This is a genomic window from Sorangium sp. So ce204, assembly GCF_051526795.1.
In the GTDB taxonomy this organism is placed as follows: Bacteria; Myxococcota_A; Polyangia; order Polyangiales; family Polyangiaceae; genus Sorangium; species Sorangium cellulosum_B.
On sequence record NZ_CP150317.1, the window covers coordinates 7,550,675 to 7,567,672 of the forward strand.

Annotated in this window: 12 protein-coding genes; 5 read left to right on the forward strand and 7 right to left on the reverse strand. The window is 73.4% G+C overall.

Annotated features, from left to right (window positions below):
* Positions 1-13: 13 nt before the first annotated feature.
* Together WMF22_RS28145 and WMF22_RS28150 are read right to left on the reverse strand one after the other, a co-directional pair.
* Positions 14-1,462 (reverse strand): hypothetical protein, encoded by a 1,449-nt coding sequence (locus WMF22_RS28145; protein ID WP_438031775.1) that lies wholly within the window; start codon positions 1,460-1,462, stop codon positions 14-16.
* 511 nt (positions 1,463-1,973) lie between these two features.
* Entirely contained in the window at positions 1,974-2,771 is a 798-nt protein-coding gene (locus WMF22_RS28150) for a sensor histidine kinase (protein ID WP_438031776.1), read from the reverse strand.
* 930 nt (positions 2,772-3,701) lie between these two features.
* On the opposite strand from WMF22_RS28150, the gene WMF22_RS28155 reads away from it, so the two are divergent.
* Positions 3,702-4,877, forward strand: a complete 1,176-nt coding sequence (locus WMF22_RS28155; RefSeq protein ID WP_438031777.1) for a lactonase family protein — start codon at positions 3,702-3,704, stop codon at positions 4,875-4,877.
* Between the two features lie 63 nt (positions 4,878-4,940).
* Here WMF22_RS28155 and WMF22_RS28160 read toward each other — a convergent pair whose 3' ends face one another.
* Positions 4,941-6,161 (reverse strand): Acg family FMN-binding oxidoreductase, encoded by a 1,221-nt coding sequence (locus tag WMF22_RS28160; RefSeq protein WP_437293094.1) that lies wholly within the window; start codon positions 6,159-6,161, stop codon positions 4,941-4,943.
* A 124-nt stretch (positions 6,162-6,285) separates the two neighbouring features.
* Between WMF22_RS28160 and WMF22_RS28165 the strand changes: the two genes are divergently transcribed.
* Positions 6,286-7,203: a LysR family transcriptional regulator gene (locus WMF22_RS28165; protein WP_438037292.1), complete on the forward strand. Its 918-nt coding sequence runs from the start codon at positions 6,286-6,288 to the stop codon at positions 7,201-7,203.
* 238 nt (positions 7,204-7,441) lie between these two features.
* Positions 7,442-8,362, forward strand: a complete 921-nt coding sequence (locus WMF22_RS28170) for a transposase (RefSeq protein ID WP_437293096.1) — start codon at positions 7,442-7,444, stop codon at positions 8,360-8,362.
* Between the two features lie 60 nt (positions 8,363-8,422).
* Here WMF22_RS28170 and WMF22_RS28175 read toward each other — a convergent pair whose 3' ends face one another.
* The 3 genes from WMF22_RS28175 to WMF22_RS28185 are packed head-to-tail and all read right to left on the reverse strand — an operon-like array spanning position 8,423 to position 11,983.
* Complete coding sequence (locus WMF22_RS28175) at positions 8,423-10,210, reverse strand: hypothetical protein (protein ID WP_438031778.1); 1,788 nt, start codon at positions 10,208-10,210, stop codon at positions 8,423-8,425.
* Positions 10,197-11,036, reverse strand: a complete 840-nt coding sequence (locus tag WMF22_RS28180; RefSeq protein ID WP_437293098.1) for a S8 family peptidase — start codon at positions 11,034-11,036, stop codon at positions 10,197-10,199. The genes WMF22_RS28175 and WMF22_RS28180 overlap by 14 nt, the downstream gene beginning before the upstream one ends.
* A complete protein-coding gene (locus WMF22_RS28185; protein ID WP_437293099.1) occupies positions 11,033-11,983 on the reverse strand; it encodes a hypothetical protein in 951 nt (316 codons plus the stop codon). Before WMF22_RS28185 ends, WMF22_RS28180 begins: the two co-directional genes overlap by 4 nt.
* Positions 11,984-12,526: 543 nt before the next feature.
* Here WMF22_RS28185 and WMF22_RS28190 point away from each other — a divergent pair.
* Positions 12,527-13,132 carry a hypothetical protein gene (locus tag WMF22_RS28190; protein ID WP_437293100.1) on the forward strand — a complete coding sequence of 202 codons (606 nt, stop codon included), beginning with the start codon at positions 12,527-12,529 and terminating at the stop codon, positions 13,130-13,132.
* Positions 13,133-14,197: 1,065 nt separating this feature from the next.
* Here WMF22_RS28190 and WMF22_RS28195 read toward each other — a convergent pair.
* Entirely contained in the window at positions 14,198-16,231 is a 2,034-nt protein-coding gene (locus WMF22_RS28195) for an ATP-binding cassette domain-containing protein (protein ID WP_438031779.1), read from the reverse strand.
* An 18-nt stretch (positions 16,232-16,249) separates the two neighbouring features.
* Here WMF22_RS28195 and WMF22_RS28200 point away from each other — a divergent pair, with 18 nt between their 5' ends.
* On the forward strand, positions 16,250-16,924 hold the full coding sequence (locus WMF22_RS28200; RefSeq protein WP_437293102.1) for a hypothetical protein: 675 nt from the start codon (positions 16,250-16,252) through the stop codon (positions 16,922-16,924).
* Positions 16,925-16,998: the final 74 nt, after the last annotated feature.

Consider the following 16,998-nt stretch of genomic DNA (forward strand, 5'->3'; position numbering starts at 1 on the left):
CTCCGCGGCGCTGTCACGCGGCTGCCCGCTCGGCACAGGCGCCGCCCATCTCCGCGCCTTCCTGCGTGGTTTCATAGAACAGGAAGCGCCCGGTGGTCGCCTCGCAGACGGCCTGCCAGCCGCGCATCCGCCCGACGACATCGAACGAGAGCCCCCAGCGAGGCGTCTCGTCGATCACGCGCACGCCGAGGGCGTGCATCGGCAAGAGGGCGACCGGCGCCAGGGCATGGAAGACGCTGAGGGCGGGCCGCGGACAGCCGGGCTTGGCGTGGACGCTCGCGCGGAGGTAGCTGGCGCTCGAGAAGCCGAGCCCGTCGACCACCCGCTCGATCAGGCCGAGGCCCCGGATGCCATGATGGTTGATGGCCATGTAGAGGGGCGTCACCTCGTCCGTCGCCGCCTGGAAGGCCCTGGCCTGGGCGGCGAGCGCGGTGGGGATCCCGTCCGGGTGCCCGGCCACGGCGGCATAGAACAGCACCGCTTCGTCCTCGTCGGAGAGGCCGCAGTCCTTGATGAACATCAGCGATCTCGACTGGGCGGCGGCCGCCTCCCTCACCGCTTCATCCTCCGCGATCGAGGCGACCACCTCCGCGGCGCTGCGCTCGACGACGCTGCCCCAGTCCGCGGGCAGGTACGCGAGGGTATCGGCGACGATCACCTCGTCACGGACGCCGAGGCGGGGTAGATCGCGCCAGAGCTGCTCGAGGTGGCTCCGGACCTCGTCCGCGCAGAAGCCCATGTCGCGGGTGTGAAGGCACGTATCCGGCACGACCACCACGTGGGCGCCGCCAGGGTGGAACTCGCGCAGGACGCGCGCCAGCGCCGCTCGCATCTTGATGCCGAGGAACTCCGCGAAATCGGGCCCCCGGCCGAACCTGCCTGTCTTGAGCGGCACTGGCACCTTGCCGCCGCCCTCCGGCATGGCCAGCACGATGGGCTCACCCGTCCGCACGATCCGCTCGAGCCTGGCGTCGAACTCGGCCATGTCGCGGGGGCACTCGAACCGGGTCTTGCTGGTCTGGATCGAGGCCTTCTTGATGATGGCCTTGAGCTGGGCGGCCCTGTCGCCGTGTCGGGCCCCTGCCTTCCGCAAGCAGTCCTCGAAAGGACGGATCGCCTGATCGAGCTCGCCGAGGAAGACGTCGATCTCTGCAGGCCCGGCGAAGCGGACCGAGGCCGCAGGTAGCCTGCTGCCGGACAGCACGCGCTGCTTCGCGGCGAGGAGCTCCGGCGCCTTGGCGAGGCCGGCGGCCGGCTGGGTCACGGCGCTCTGGTAGCGAGGGGCGGCGGGGCGGCCGGAAGCCGCCCTCTCCCCGTCGAGCTCCGCGAGGCCGGCGGGTCGCGCGCTCATGGAATGACGCGCGCCGTGAGCCTCGGTGCTCTTCGCGGCCTCCGAGACGATGGTGGGGTGACCTTTGCCGAGCACAATGCGGATGAGGTCGCTGGTCGCTTCGATCTTCATGGTTCTCCCTGCGACGCGGGCGCCACGACGACGCCCCATCGATCGATCGGCTCCGCTTCGATCGAGCATTCGTCGAACGCGGATTGCCTATCTGGCCCTAGCTCTCACGTGAGCCAGAGCACACCTCGTGCCGGCGGAGCTCGCGCAGATTCACGGGGATATCGGGGCGCTGGCCGCGCGAGCGGGGATGAGCGCGCGGACCGCTACACGATCGAGCAATGGATTGCGTGCCAGGGAGGGCACGCCCCGTTGTCGACGGGTGATGGCGTCCTCTGCGAGGCGGGAGATCACGAGATCTCGCGGCGAGCGGACAAGTCGCGCGGGCGCGTGCCTGCGCTGCGGCGGGCGTCGGGCGCGCCGCGCGCGACGCGCGCGACGCGCGCGACGCGCGCGACCGATGAGCTCACGTCGATGGTGGGGGATGCGCGGCGCCTCGCGGTGTGGGCGCGCGCTCGACGACGGGATGGGGAGGGAGACGGCGTGTGGGAGGACGTCTCAGGGAGCGACGGTGTCAGGGAGCGAGCGAGATGGCGGCGCGACTGGCGGGCTCGGGCTCGAGGGGAAGCTCGATCATGAACGTCGAGCCGCAGCCCGGCGAGCTCTCCACGCCGATGGTTCCGCCGTGAGCGCGCACGATCTCGCGCGCGATGTAGAGCCCGAGCCCGAGGCCGCCGAAGTGCACAACGCCGCCCGCGCGCTCGAAGCACCTGAAGATGCGGGCCTGGTCCTCCTCCGCGATGCCCGCGCCGCGATCGCGGACGAGGAGCTCCGCTCCGCCGGGACAGGCCTTCACCTCGATGGATATCGGCCGGCCCGCGCCGAACTGGATGGCGTTCTTGACGAGATGGAACACGAGGCGTCCCATCTGCTCCCGATCCCAGCGGCCGACGACGCCCTCCGGGGCGTCGATGGAGATCGTGGAGGACGGGGAGCGGAGCTCCACCGAGAGCTCGGCGATCACCTCCCGGACGAGCGCCCCGAGATCGACGGTCTCGCGCTCGGGATCGAGCGGGCCTGATCGGAGCCGGATCGCCTGGAGCATGTCATCGCAGAGCCGGGTGAGCCGGTTGACCTGCCGGCCGACGACCTCGAGCGAGGCGACCCACGTTGACCCGTCCTCCGCCCGTTGCTCGCTCAGCCGCTTCATCCGCTGGACCTGCAACTTGAGCGAGGTCAGCGGCGTCAGGAGCTCGTGCGACGCGAGCGTGAGGAACTCGTCCCGAACACTGGCGCCTGCGTCGGGCTCGCAGCCGCGGGCGGGCCGGCGAGCGTCGGGGGTTCCAGTGAGCGGGGCGTTCGAGACGGACATGGTTCAACTCCCGTTGGAGAGTGGATGGATTTTCGCGATCGCGTCCGAAGCATCGGCGATGCCACGCGTCATCGCCCTGGGGGAAGCGCGGTTTCCGCGGCACCTCGCGCTGGATCCGGGCCGCCGAGGGCGGGGGTGCCGTGGCGCCCGGCGAACGGTTGCTCAGGTACGCAAGAAGCCGTGAGCGACCCGACCAGCGACCCGACCCAGGTTGGGGAGCGGCCTGACCCAGATTGGGGCAGCGGGGGCAGCGACCTGACCCGGGGGCGGACCGGGGCGGACCCGACCCGGCGGACCCGGCCCAGGTTGGGACGAGCGCGACCCGACCCAGGTTGGGCGATCCGGCGGCGATCCGACCCGGACGACTGCGACCCGGCGGACCCGACCCAGGTTGGGACGAGCGCGACCCGACCCAGGTTGGGCGATCCGGCGGCGATCCGACCCGGACGACTGCGACCCGACCCCAGGTTGGGCAACCCGACCCAGGTTGGGCGATCCGGCAGGCAACCCGACCCAGGTTGGGCGATCTACCCAGGTTGGGCGATCCGATCTACCCAGGTTGGGCGATCCGGCAGGCAACCCGACCCAGGTTGGGCGATCTGCAGGTTGGGCGACGCCAGCGGAGACGTCATCGGTCCCTCGTCACGCAAGGCAGGGCCACGCACGCACGCCGACCAGGCTGCCGCAGGCGGATCGACGCTCGAGTGAAGGGCTGAGGCGCGCCGGAGCGGACCGGTCGACGGCAGCGAAACCGCGGAGGGGCTTCCGCGTAGCAGCGGATGAACCCGCTCGGCGGAGCGCGCAGAGCCGCGCGCCCGCGAGCTCGGGGCGCGCCGTGCCCGTCGCCACGACGGAGATGCGCCTCGACGATCGACGCACCGACAAGCCCGCGCCGCTGGGTTCGCGGCGCCATTCCCCAGGAGCTTTCTCATGTTTCGCAGCACGATGAGCATCACGGCCCTGAGCTTCGGTCTCTTCGCGGCGGGCGCGCCCGGCGACGCCATGGCGCACGGCAGCGGCGCCCACCGGCACGGCCAGATCTTCGTCATGACCAACGCCGGAGACGGCAACGCCGTGATGGCGTATGACCGGGCGGCGGACGGCTCGCTCTCGTACGCCGGCACGTACGCGACCGGAGGGCTCGGCGCGCCGACCCGGCCGATCAACGCGCTCGGATCCCAGGGCTCGCTCGTCCTCAGCGAGGACGGGAAGCTCCTGTTCGCCGTGAACGCGGGCAGCAGCGAGGTGTCGATGTTCCGCGTCGGCCCGCGCGGCCTGACGCTGCTCGATGTGGTCGACTCGGGCGGCGACTTCCCGGTGAGCGTCGCCTCGCACGGCGACCTGCTCTATGTCCTCAACGTGGGTGGCGAAGGCAACATCGCCGGCTTTGAAGTGAACCCGTGCGGCGAGCTCGTCCCGCTCGACGGATCGAACCGCGGCCTCGGCCTCGGCGGCACGACGCCGCCGTCGCTCGGCGCCACGCCGGGTCAGATCGGCTTCTCTCCCGACGGCGAGGCGCTGGTCGTGGCGGGCAAGGGGTCCAATCAGCTCCACGTGTTCCCCATGAGCGGCCGCGGACTGCCCAGCGACGCGCCGGTCACGACGATCTCCAGGGGCCTTGTCCCGTTCGATTTCGCCTTCGATCGTCGCGGCCACCTCATCGTGGCGGAGGTCGGCGGCGACGGCGTGCCCGCGACCGGCGACACGAGCGTGGTGTCCTCGTATAAAATCGGGCACGACGGGAGCCTCGCTGTCATCAGCGACACGGTCGACACCTTCCAGCGGGCGACCTGCTGGATCACCGGCGCCCCTGGGAGCCGCTATGTCTTCACGGCCAACACGGGCAGCAACACGCTCTCCGGGCTCCAGGTCGACGCCCGGGGCGCGCTGACGCTGCTCGACGACGGCGTGTCCGCCTCGTTCCCCACCGGAACGGCGCCGATCGACCTCGCGATGACGCGCGACGGCCGGTTTCTGTACACCCTCAACGCGGGCACCGGGACGATCGCGGCGTTCCAGGTGAGCCGCGACGGCAGCCTGATCCCACGCGGGGAGGCGGGTGGATTGACGCCCGGCGGCGGCGCCCAGGGCATCGCCGTGCGGTGACGGTCGTTCCTCGGCGTCCAGGGTTCGCCGCGCTCGGTCAGCACGCCAGCCGGGGCGCGGCGCTCACGCGGCGCGGATCACCTCCTCCGCGGCGCGGCGCGGGCCGCACACGCCCTCTCGCTCCGGAAAGCCCAGCCGGAACGCGAAGGTGAGCTGCCGGTCGCCTGGACCCAGCGCCTCGGTGAACGAGCGCTCCATCGCCGGCGCTCGTCCGAGCATACGCTCCCGGTCGATGACCTCCGGCACCTGGTTCAGCGGGTGCATCGCGATGCCGCGCGCGGTCGCCCAGAGATGCATGCGTTGCCACAGGCGCCCGGCGCGGAGCGTCGCGCCCAGGTCGTAGCGGTCGCGGACCGTGATGACGCCGATGGCGGGATCGCCGGCGAGGTGGACCTCGCGGGTGACGCGGAGCCAGTCGTCGTGCATCTGTTCCGCCGACGGACGCGGCAGGAGCTTGACGGCCGCGGTGAGCAGCGGGCCGAGCCCCATCACATCGAGGGTCAGCCCGTCCCTATGGCTCGGTACCGCCTCCGGCGCCAGCCGGAACCACGCGTCGCTGTCCCGCACCATCGCCGCGTCGCGGACGATGGTCTCGGTGGCGCGCAGCGTGTGAGCGGCGAAGCTCTCGCGCTGATCGGGGTGCTCCAGCCAGACGACCTCACCATCGGAGCCCGCTTCGCTCAGGCGCGAGAGCTCCTGGAGCGCCGAGCCAGGTACGCGCTGCGCCTTGTACGGGCCGCGGTTCGTGTGTCGCCGTGCGATGACCTCCGCCAGCGGGGACGCCGCTGCGCCTGGCTCGATACGGACGCTCGCCACCCGGATCGCCCGCGGCGCCGCGCGCTCGCGAGCGCGAGATCCCTCCGGGTCGGAGCCCGGCAGAGGGCCGGCTTCGAGTTCGACGCGGGGGGCCCATCCCATCGAACCCGCCGCGAGCGCCAGGTTCTCTATCGCGCAACCGAGCCCGATGTGCATCTCGCGCAGGAACGGATCCATCGTGCCGAGCGATCGAGACCTGTCCGAGAGTACGTCGATGCGATCCGGGTGGACCTCGAACAGCCAGGGTTGCGTGTTGTGCGGGCTCGCGGCGAGCACCGCCGCGCGCACGAGCTCGGCGAGCTCGCCGCCGCGCTGCCCGCGGAACGCGGTCCAAGGGGCGAACGGCTCGCCCGTCCGATCGTCGAACACACCCCGGCCAGCAGCGTACCAGCCCGCTCCCGCGGCCACGGCGAGCGTCGCGACGCCTTCCAGCAGGCGCCGCCGCGAGACCTTGAGTTTCCTCTCCATGATGCGCTCCATCCTCCAGAGGACGTGTGACCGGGCTCCGCGAGCGACGGCCATGCGCAGAGATTGAGGCGGCTCAAACGATTAGTACAGGAAATCGCTCTACTATGATGTATCAGTGTGTCTAATGCTCGAGGCGCTCCCCGACGACCTGAACCTCCTGCTCGCGCTTGACGTGCTGCTGCGCGAGCGGCACGTGACGCGCGCGGCGAAGCGGCTCGGCATCACGCAGTCGGCTGCGAGCCAGCGGCTCGGGCGGCTGCGCGAGTTCTTCGGCGATGCGCTGCTCGCTCCGGGGCGGCCGCTGCTGGCCCTCACGCCGCGCGCCGAGGCGCTCGCCGATCCGCTGGCACAGGCGCTCGCGAGCTTGCGGGCGGCGGTCCAGGCCGGCGCGCCGTTCGACCCAGCGATGTCCGAGCGCCGCTTCGTGCTGCTCGGCAACGACCTGCTGGAGGCGGTAGCGCTGCCGCGGCTCTTGCCCCTGCTGGCGCGCGAGGCACCGTACATCACGGTGCAGGTCGACCGCGCCGAAGCGGACTTCGTGAGGCGGCTCGAGCGGGGAACGGCGGATCTCGCGTTCGTCCCGGAGTTCCTCGTGCCCCCGTCGTCACGACAGCTGCGCTTGCCGGAGGAGGGATTCGTGACGCTGATGCGCAGGGACCACCCCGCAGCGTCACGGCGGCTGACCCTGGAGCGCTACCTGGAGCTCGGGCACGTGCTCATCGCTCCGCACGGCATGCCGGGCAGCCTTGTCGATCGCGCGCTGGAAGCGCGTGGGCGGCGGCGGCGGATCGTCGCGCAGGTCCAGCACTTCGTGACGGTGCCTTTCCTGATCGCGGCCTCGGACCTCGTGGTGACGTGTCCAGCGACGCTCGCGGCGGTGTCGACGCCCTTCGGCCTACGCGCGGCCCGGCCCCCCGTCGAGCTCGGCGTGGACCGATCTTCGGCTGTCTGGCACGAGCGCGTGCACGACGATCCAGGCCATCGCTGGCTGCGCTCCTGGCTCAGCAAGGCGATCCGCGCGGGCGCGACCCAACCAGGTTGACCTGACCCAACCAGGACCTGACCCACCCAGGCTGACCTGCAACCAGGTTGATCCGACCCAGGTTGACCGGGGAAACCCGACCCACCCAAACCCGACCCACCCAGGTTGACCCGACCCGCCGGGTGACGGAGCACGGTCCGCCATGGCGCCGCCACCCGCAGGCATGGGTAAGTACTTGGTAAGTACTTGAGATCGTTCACCACGATCGCCGGCACGGCTCTTGGAATTCTGCCCGACCATGAGCCAGCCCCGCCAGATCGCGCCCGGCGCAACCTACCTGATCACCCGTCGCGTCCTGCGCCGGCATCTCCTCTTCCGGCCCGACGCAGCCATCACTCAGCTCTTGGTCTACGCCCTCGCGGTCTCGACCCACCGCTACGGCATCGAGGTCCACGCGCATTGCGCGATGTCGACGCACCTGCACCTCGTCGTGACCGACGTGAACGGCGTCCTGCCGCGCTTCCTGCAGTTCTTCCATCGCATCGTCGCGCTCGGCACGAAGGTGCTCCGCGCGTGGGAAGGGCCGGTATGGGATCATGAGGCCACGAGCGTGGTGCGGTTGCTGACACACGCGGCGGTGGTGGAGAAGATCGCCTATGTCCTCGCAAACCCTGTGGCCGCTGGACTCGTCCCGCATGCGCATGAGTGGCCGGGCGCCAAAGTGAAGGTGGGCGAGATCGGCCGGGGCGTGTTGTGCGCGGCGCGTCCCGCCGCATACTTCAACCCAAAAAATCCACAGTGGCCGGAGGAAGCAACGCTGTCACTCACGCTGCCGCCGACCATCGAGCATGACAGCGCGGAGGACTTTCGCCACGCCATCGCCGCCGAGCTCGAGAGGCAAGAATTGCAGGCGCAAGCGGAGGTGAAGCAGCGAGGGGGCCGCTTCCTCGGCGCCGAACAAGCCGGCAAGGTCTCGCCCCATGAGCGCATCACGAGCCTCGAGGCGCCGCGCGCTGTCAATCCGACGTTTGCTGTCGGCCGGAAGCAGGGTGACGCGTGGCGCGCGGCTCGTGCCACTGTACGCGGGTTTCGCGCCTTGTACCGCGCGGCGCTCGAGCGGTGGCGTGCCGGCGTGCGCAGCGTGGTATTCCCGGCAGGGACGTGGTGGATGTGCACGTTTCACGGCGCCAATATGGCCGATGTTGTGCTCGCGATGTAGGTACTTTGAGGGTAAAAGGGCAGGGACAACCTGGGTGAGGTAGCGCGCGCCGCTCTCGGGTCAACCTGGGTGGCACGGGTTGTTCGTGACGACGAATCCCAGTGCCTCCACGCTCGCACGAGCGTCGCCGTCCCAGCCGAGCTGCGGATCTAGGCGAAGCTCGCCCGGCGCGAGCACGGCGGGCAGCGCCATCAGACCAACGAGCTCGACCGCATCGAGCTCCGCGCCAGTGTCGCCCGCGAACGGCGGACACAGCACGCGCCCTGCAGGCGCGAACGCCAGCGCTGCGCGCAGCGGCTCGCCCAGCGTCGCGCGCAGCACGGCTAGATCGTTGCCGATGGTGGCTGGCGTGGCAGCCGCCGGCCAGATCCATACCGTGAGGCCGGGCAGGTCGGCCACGCAGACCGCCATCGCGCGCTCGGGGGGGAGCGCGCGGCCACGGGCACCGAGGGGTGATGCCGCGATCGCGGCGACGATGAGCCCCGGCCGGGCGAGCGTCAACGCCGCGAGCCGACCGAGGTTGCGCTGAGCCGCCGTCCGGCGAGCGGCGATCGCGGCAAGGTGGTCGGGACGATCGTAAACGAGCTCGACCTCGCGCTGCATCGCCACGTGAGGCGAGGTCTGCGCCGCCGCGGCAAGCGCCCGCTCGCAGGCCTCGCCGTCCGGCGCCGGCCCTCCCCTCTCTGGCAGCGGCGCGGCTTGCTCGATTTCCAGACGCTCCCGAAGGAGCTGCGCGACCCGCGAGGACAGACCCAGGGAGCCGAGCGACCAGGCGGCGGAGAACCAGTCCGCTGGCTCCGCGAGCGCGAGCGCCTCGGTCGAGGCGCGATCCCAGGCGGCGAGCGCCTCGCCGAGCGGAAGGCCGAGCGCGCGAAAGAGCGCGCCCGCCTCATCCAGCGCCGCCGCCGCACCCGGATCGCCGAGATCCCGCCGCGCGCGCCCGATCGCCCGCGATGCGTAAGCGACCCAGGTTCGGAGCGGCGGCGCGGCGTGCTCGGCAATGTCGCGGGCGGAAGTCGCGAGCGCGAGGGCATCGTCGGCGCGGCCGAGCTCGAGCGCTAGCTCGGAGAGGAACGTGAGTGCGCGCGCCCGGCCGAAGGCGTCGCCGAGACGCGCGCACAGCCACTCCTGTCGCTGGAGCGGGGCTCGGGCGCGCTCCAGCGCGCCGAGGCCGAGCGCCGCCGCGCCGAGCTGGCCGCAGGCGATCGCCTCGCCTACGGAGTCGCCCCGGCGGCGGTGGAGCTCGGCCGCGTGCTCGAGCAGCGCCTCGGCCGCGCCGTGCGCGCCGAGGGTCACATAGAGCGTGCCGAGCGAGTTCAGGATCTGCGCGCGCTCGCCGAGGAACGGCTCCGAGCGGCGCAGCGCCGACAGCAGCGTGCGCTGCGCAGCCGCCGCGTCGCCGAGGAGCCGCTCGGCCGTACCGCGGTAATGGACGGCGACGACCGCGGCGCGGCGTCCTGGATCGCCTGCGGCCGCGATGGCGTCGAGCTCCTCGATGGCGGACGCACAGGCCGCTCGGACGTCGCGGCGCAAGCGCGCGAGCGCCGCCTCGCACCGCGCGAGGTCCCGGGCCTCGGCGGCCCCTCCTCGGTCGAACGCGGCGACAGCGCCCTCGAGGTGCAGCACGGCCGCGTCCAGCGCTCCCTCACGCAACGCGAGCGCGCCGCGCCCGAAGCCGAGCGCCGCCGCGACGAGCGGCCCGCCCTCGAGCACCGCCGCCGCAGGATCGCGGCCGACACCGAGGAGCCCCTCGACGCGGTCGAGCTCGGCGCGGACCTCCGCGCCCGGCGCGCTCCGCAGCAGCCGTGACAGCGGCGACACGCTGTCGATCGGATCAAGCGGGAGCACCGCGCTCCTCCACCCCCTCGCCGCGCGCCCCGCGCGCGAGCCCGTGCAGCGCCGCCTTCACCGCCTCGATCGAGAGCTCCGGCCAGGCGGCGCGGATCCGCGCGACGTGCGCGGTCACGTGGGGCGCAGCGAACGACGTACCGGTCCAGCGCCGCTCGCCGCCGCCGGGCGCGGGCGCGAGCACGTCGTCACCGGGCGCGAGGATCTCGTGGTCGAGCGTGAGCTCGCTCCGGAGCGCCTCCGGGTCCTGGAAGTCCCCTCTGCCGACGCCAATCAGCGACTTGAAGCGGCCTGGATAGGTGCGGAACGCCGCCGCGTTCGGGCCGGCGGCCACGAGCACGACCTCCGCGGTGTAGGCGGCGTCCGCGACCTCGTAGAGCTCGACCAGCGAGCGGTAGTCGCCCGGGCGGAGCGGCGCGTTCTTCGGGATGTCGATGCCGAGGCTCAGGTTGACCACGGAGAATCGCTCGCGGACGCAGAAGCGCAGCGCGGCGACGAGCCCGTCACGCGAGCACCGCCCGTCATCGCCGAGCGCGCGGACGCTCGTGATCTCGGCCGCGGGCGCCATGCGGTGGACGATGCCCGCGCACGCCGTCCCGTGCCCGCTGAGATCTCCCGGAGCGCACGGCGCGACCCCGTACGCGCCGCCGCCAGCGCCGCGCTGGACCAGGGCGACGTGCCGCAGCGCCGCTGCGCGCAGCGCGGGGTGCGAGGCATCGACGCCGGAGTCGATCAGCGCGACGCGCACGCCGGCGCCGCTTCGCGCGCCCGGGCGTGGCGCGCCGTGGAGCTCGCCGCCCGGTCCTGCGGGAGAAGCCGTGGTCACGCGGAGCTCCCCTCCCCTGCGGAGGCGGGCTCCCCAGCATCGCCGGCGCCGCTCGCGTAGGCGTCGATCCGCGCGAGGAGATCGAGGGCCAGGCGGGCCTCCGCCTCGCCGCGCTCGGCGAGCCTGCCCACCACCGCGGCGAGCTCCAGGCGGCGGCGGTACTCGGGCGTGAGGCGCAGCGCGTGGATGTGCCGCTCCAGCGCGGCGCGGAGCGAGGTCGGCGGCGGGGCCGCCCCTTCCGGGATGGGGGGTTCCGCGCCCGACGCTGCGCGCCCGCCCGGCCCCGCCGCCGGCTGGCCTGGCGCCTGCGCGAGCAGGTCCGGCATCGCGCGCGCGAAGAGCTCGAAGACGACGCGCTCGGTGCGGAACGACTCCACGGTGAGCGCGAGGACCTCGGCCAGCCGCTCGGCCAGGTCGAGCTCCCGCCCGCCGAGGGGCGCCTCGTGCGAGAACAGCGCGGCGCCGCCCACGGTCGCTGCGCCGATGCGGATGGGCACGAAGATCGCGGACGCCGGCGCGGCGGCCAGGAGCGGCCGGAGCGGCGCGATCATCGGGTCGCCGTCGGACAGCTCCACCGCGTGCCCGCCGCCGCCACCGAGCAGGTACGCGAACGGGGTACCGCTCGGCGGCAGCTCCGCGCCCGGGGCGCGGAAGCCGACAGCGTCAGCGACGACGGGGACCGTGAGCCGCCCGAGCGTTTCCATCTCGAGCGCGACGAGCGCCTCCGAGCACGGCATCGCGAGGCACGCGAAGCGCAGGTGCTCCCCGAGCCCGCGCACCCGCGCCTCCACCGCGCCGAGGAGCGCCGCCGACTCGACGGTCGAGAGCAGGTCGCGCAGGCGCGCCGTGAAGGGCGCGAGCGGCGAGCGCAACGCGTGCGGGTGGGGCGGGAGGGCCCGCGCCGGGGCGGGCGGGACACCCGGCGCGGAGCGGGCGGCGAGCGGCATGGGCCGCCGATGCTACCGCCGGAGGGCCCTCGAGCGAACCGCAATGACGCCCGCGCCGAGCCGCTCCCCGCCGAGCCGCTCCGCGAGCCGCTCCGCGCGCGCGCCCAACCCCGGTCGCCCACCGGTCGCCCAACCCGGGTCGCCTCGCGCCCCCAACCCGGGTCGCCTCGCGCCCCCAACCCGGGTCGCCTCGCGCCCCCAACCCGGGTCGCCTCGCGCCCCCAACCCGGGTCGCCTCGCGCCCCCAACCCGGGTCGCCTCGCGCCCCCAACCCGGGTCGATGCCGGCGATGCCGGCGATGCCGCCGGCGCGATGCCGGCGCGCCGACAGCCGGCAGAGGCCCGGTGCAGCGCTGCCGGCGCAGGTGCCACAGGCGGTCTCCTGCCGGCTGAGGTTCCGGTTGACGTGCTCCGAACCTCTCCTAGCATGCGACGACATGCCGCGATTCGGCTGCCTTGCGCACCGTCCGAAGCGATCGCCCCCGTACGCGGCAGACGGCTCGCGCCCCGCGGCCGCGAGGCCCCTCGATCCGGCGCGGGTCCGATGAGCTCGTCCACCCGCGAGCAGCAGCGCCGTCTCGCCGTCGTCCTCTGGGGTGTCCTCGGCGTCGTGGCCGTCCTGGTCGAGGCCATCTACCGCCTCGGGGCCACGGCGGTTCGCATCCTGACAGCCCACGATCTCACGACAGGCCAGCTCGTCCTGCTTGGGGTCTGGACGGTCGCGATCGCCTATTTCGAGGGGTATCGCGGCTTTCAGCAGCGCTTCTCGCCGCGGGTAGTCGCGCGCGCGCTCCACCTCGCGGACCACCGTCGTCCGCTGCACGTGGCGCTGGCGCCGCTCTACTGCATGGCGCTCTTTCACACGACGCGCCGCCGGCTGATCGCGACGTGGGTGCTCATCGCGGGCATCGTGGCGCTCATCGTGCTCGTCCGGCAGATGCCCCCGCCGTACCGCGCGATCGTCGACGCAGGCGTCGCGTTCGCGCTCGCCTGGGGGACCGCTTCCATCCTCGTCTGCCTCGCGCGAGGGCTCGCAGGCCGCCCCCCCGATGTACCGGCGGACGTGCCGGAGGAGGCGCTCCGCCCCGGCAGCGATACCGAGCAGATCGCCAACCAGACCGTGAGAGCGAGCGGCCCCGGCGACCGGTGAGGCCGCGCAGGCGAGCGCACGACCCCTTCCAACCATGATATCCGGACGAGCGGCCAATCTGCACGGCAGCGGAGCCCCGTCAGGCGAGCGCCCTCTATCCCTCGATCCGCACGGCCCGCGGCGCGCCCTGAGCTGAACCGCCTTGCGGCCTCACCTGTCGCCTCCTGCTCCTCGTCGCTGCCGTCGCGCTCGTCGGCGGCAGCCGCTTTATAAATACTACTTCTCAATAGACACCTGACGCACAACCATGGAGGCCGCCTCATGAACAAGAGCGGCGCTGATGCCGGACTCGGCAGGACAGCACACGCGGCCCACGTGTGGATCCGACGAGCCGGCGCGGCCTTCTACGCGAAACACCGCGCCCGTGATGAGCCCGTTACCCAGCTGAAAAGGCGCGGCACGGGCGCTGTCCGTGGGCGTCCCGATGCGCCCGGCCGATAGGCAGCTCGTGTGTCGCTCGAAGCGCTGGTGCTCAGCGCACGAGCCCGAGAAGCGTCGTCCAGTCTGCCCGCATCGTCTCCAACCGTTGCTCGATCGAGCAAGACCCCTGCGCGCAGAAGCCCTGCCGAGCGCCATGACCGCGCGGAGGCTCTCCCGCTGCCCGCTCCAGGGGTGCGCGCCTCGGTCAGATTCAAGCCGCTCCGACCTTCCGTGCGGGCATGGTCTGTGGATTGCACTCGCGCGCCGAGCCTGAGGGCGACGACCCCGCCCAATTGCGCCGAGCACGGTGGCGCTGCGAGCCCCGCTCGGGCTCGTGCGTCGGTCCCCGCACGACCGCCACGCTCGCGGCCAGACGAACGCCAAGAAAGCGAAGCGATGCACTCGATTCAACAGTATCTCTCCTCCCCCGCCTTCGATCTACCGGCCGACCTCTCGCCGAAGACCCCGTGGAACAGGCCGTTTCGCAGGCAGGATCTCGGCTCCGTCGATCTCCTTGGGCCGCTCGCGGTCAAGGAGCTGTCGACGAACCGCTCCCTGGCTATCCATCGAATCCTTCTCAACATTTATGAACAGTCCATGCTCTTCCTGCCGCAGCGCCGCTTCGAGAGCCACGACCTCCCTGGGTCAGCCCGAAGCCGGCCTCGCGGGAGCAGGCGCTCGCTGCAGCGCCTCGGCCAGGAGCGACCGGTAGAGCGGCGAGCTCTCGCGGAGGGATTCGTGCGTGCCCACCGCCGCGACCCGACCGCCGTCGAGCAGCACGTTGAACGTCGACCTGAGGAGGTGCGGCGCGTGGGTCACGACGATGGCCGTGCGCCCGGCGGCGACCTCGCACGCCGTGCGGAGGACCGCCTCGGCTGTGGCGCCCGGCAGGCCCGCCTCCGGCTCGTCCAGCACGAAGACCCGCGGCTCGCGCAGCAGCACCCGCGCGAGCAGCAGCCGCCGCGCCTCACCGCCCGACAGGCTCGGCGGTGAGGCGCGCACCTCCGTCGCGAGGCCGCGCGCAGGCCGCGCCTCGCCCCCCGCCGGCGGCGCGCCTGCGAGCTCGTCGAGCTCCACCCGGCGGAGCGCCTCGCGCATGCGCTCCTCCGTGGGCGCGGGATCGAGGCCGAGCGCCAGGTTGTCCGCGATGCTCCGCTCGAACAGCCGCGTCGATTGCCCCACCACGCCGAACAGCCGCGGGAGCTCCTCGGGCGGGATCTGCCGCAGATCCACGCCACCCACGGCGATCGCGCCCGACGACGGCTCGTCGAGGCGCAGGAGCAGGCGCAGGAGCATCGACTTGCCGCTGCCGGAGCGACCGCAGACGCCGACGACCGCTCCGGCGGGGATCGAGAGCGACACGCCATCGAGGACGGGGCGGCTCGCGCCCGGCGGCGTGAACGTGACCCCCTCGAAGGCGATCGACAGGGGGCGCCTCGCCTCGCCGTCCAGCTGCACCGCGAGGCCGCCGGAGGGGCGCGGCGGGTGCTCGGGCAGGCGCAGCAGCGCGAGCGTCGCGCGCAGCAGGGAGGCGCGCTCGATGAAGCCGGCGCGGAGGGCGTCGAGCGCCTCGAGGCGCGCCATCAGCAGCGGCACCACGAGCAGGAGCTCTCCGACCTGACCCGCGCCGGCGACCCCGCGAGAGGCCGCGAGCGCGGCGACGATGACGAGCGGCGAGAGCGCGGCGAGCGTGCCCTTGATCTGGCCGGAGACGGCGAGCGCCTGGCCGAAGCGGCGGCGCGCGTCCGCGACCCGGCGCGCGGCCGCGGCGAGCTCTCCCTCGGCCTGGGCGCGCGCGCCGAGCAGGCGGAGGTCCTCCGCTCCCGAAAGCGCCTCGCCCACCGCGCCGAAGACGGCCGTGTCGGCGTGCTGCATCTCCCGTATCGCGCGCGCCACGCGGCCCGAGGCCCGGTCGGCCGCGAGGCGCGAGGCCGCGAACAGCGCCGCGCCGCCCGCGAGGACGAGCGCCATGCCGCTCGAGACCAGCGACCCGGCGAGGACGGCGAGCGTCGCGAGCGCCTGGGGCAAGCCGGTCGCGACGGCGATCGCGAAATCGGCGACGAGGCCGGCGTCCCGCGCGATCGCGAGCCGCACGACCTCCGCGCCCCGGACGGGCGGCGCGGGCCCGGCGCTCGGCGGCCGCGGCGCGGGCCCCGCCGCCTGCGCCGCGATGAGCGCGCGCCCGGCGGCGTCCACGTCGCGGGGCGAGGCGGAGAGCGCCGCCCGGAAGAGCGCGACGCGGAGCGCGGCGGTGAGGTCGCCGCCGAGCTCCGAGCTCTTCCGGCCCGAGAGCACCGCCAGGGAGGCGGACACGAGCGTGGCGCCGAGCGCTGCGAGGACCACGGCCGCCGGCGGTGCGCCGGCGAGCAGCCGGGCGAGCGCGCCGCCGATGCCGCCCGAGGGCGGCGCCTCGCGTCCGGAGACGGCGCCGATGGCCACGCCGGCCATCGCCGGGAGCAGGCCGGACAGCGCGCCCGCGAGCGACGACAGCGCCACGACGAGGGCGAGGCGCGCGGCGGCGCTGGAAGAGCCGCCTCGCGAGCCTCCCGATGACGACGACATGGGCGACACGCTCCCCTCGCGCAGCGAGCGAAGACCGATCCGCAGGATCGCGAGGAGCGCGCGCATCGACGTGCGATGCCACGGTACACTGCCGGCGCTGTTGCGCGCGACGCGCATTCGATCGACCCTCTCCTCGTGCGCACCGCGCTCGTGGCCCTGCTCCCGCTGCTCGCGGCCTGCGAGCGCCCGCCGCCCGCGCCGCCGGCGGGGGCCGACGCCGGGGCGCTCACCCCCTGGGCGCGCGGCGCCGCCGCGTCGCTGGACGACCGCGGCGCCCGCCTCCGGACGGACAGCGCGCCGGCGGTGGGGTCCGTCGAGCCGGATGCGCTCGAGGAGATCCTCGCCGCCGCGCGGGAGGCCGCCCCCGGGCCGGCCGATGGCGTGAGCGTCGCGAAGATCGGCACGAGCACCGGCCTCCCGGCGCCTTCCGCGCCCCCGCCGGAGCCGGCGCCCGCCCCCACCCCTGCCCCCCGCTCGCGCGTCGAGATCGGCGCGCCCATGGTGCAGGCCAACATGTCGAGCCCGGCGATCGAGAAGGCGGCGCGGGCGCAGCTCTACTGGGACCTCGTGCAGCGCTGCCGCGGCCCGGGCGGGAGCCTGCTGCCGCCTGACGCCATCCGGGTGGAGTTCAACGTCGACGCCGAGGGCTATATCGTGGTGCCGACGATCATCGGGAGTGCGTCCGACCCCCGCTACGACGAGGCGGCCACCTGCATGCGGCGGGAGCTGTCGGGCGCAGCGTTCCGCGCGCCCGCAGGCGCGCGCGGGCTCCCAACCCGGGTCGACGCCACCGTGCCTTCGGTCGACTGAGCCGGAGCGGGCCTGGCCGGCCTACCCACCCGGGTTGGGTCATCCGCGCCTCCCCACCCGGGTTGGGCCATCCG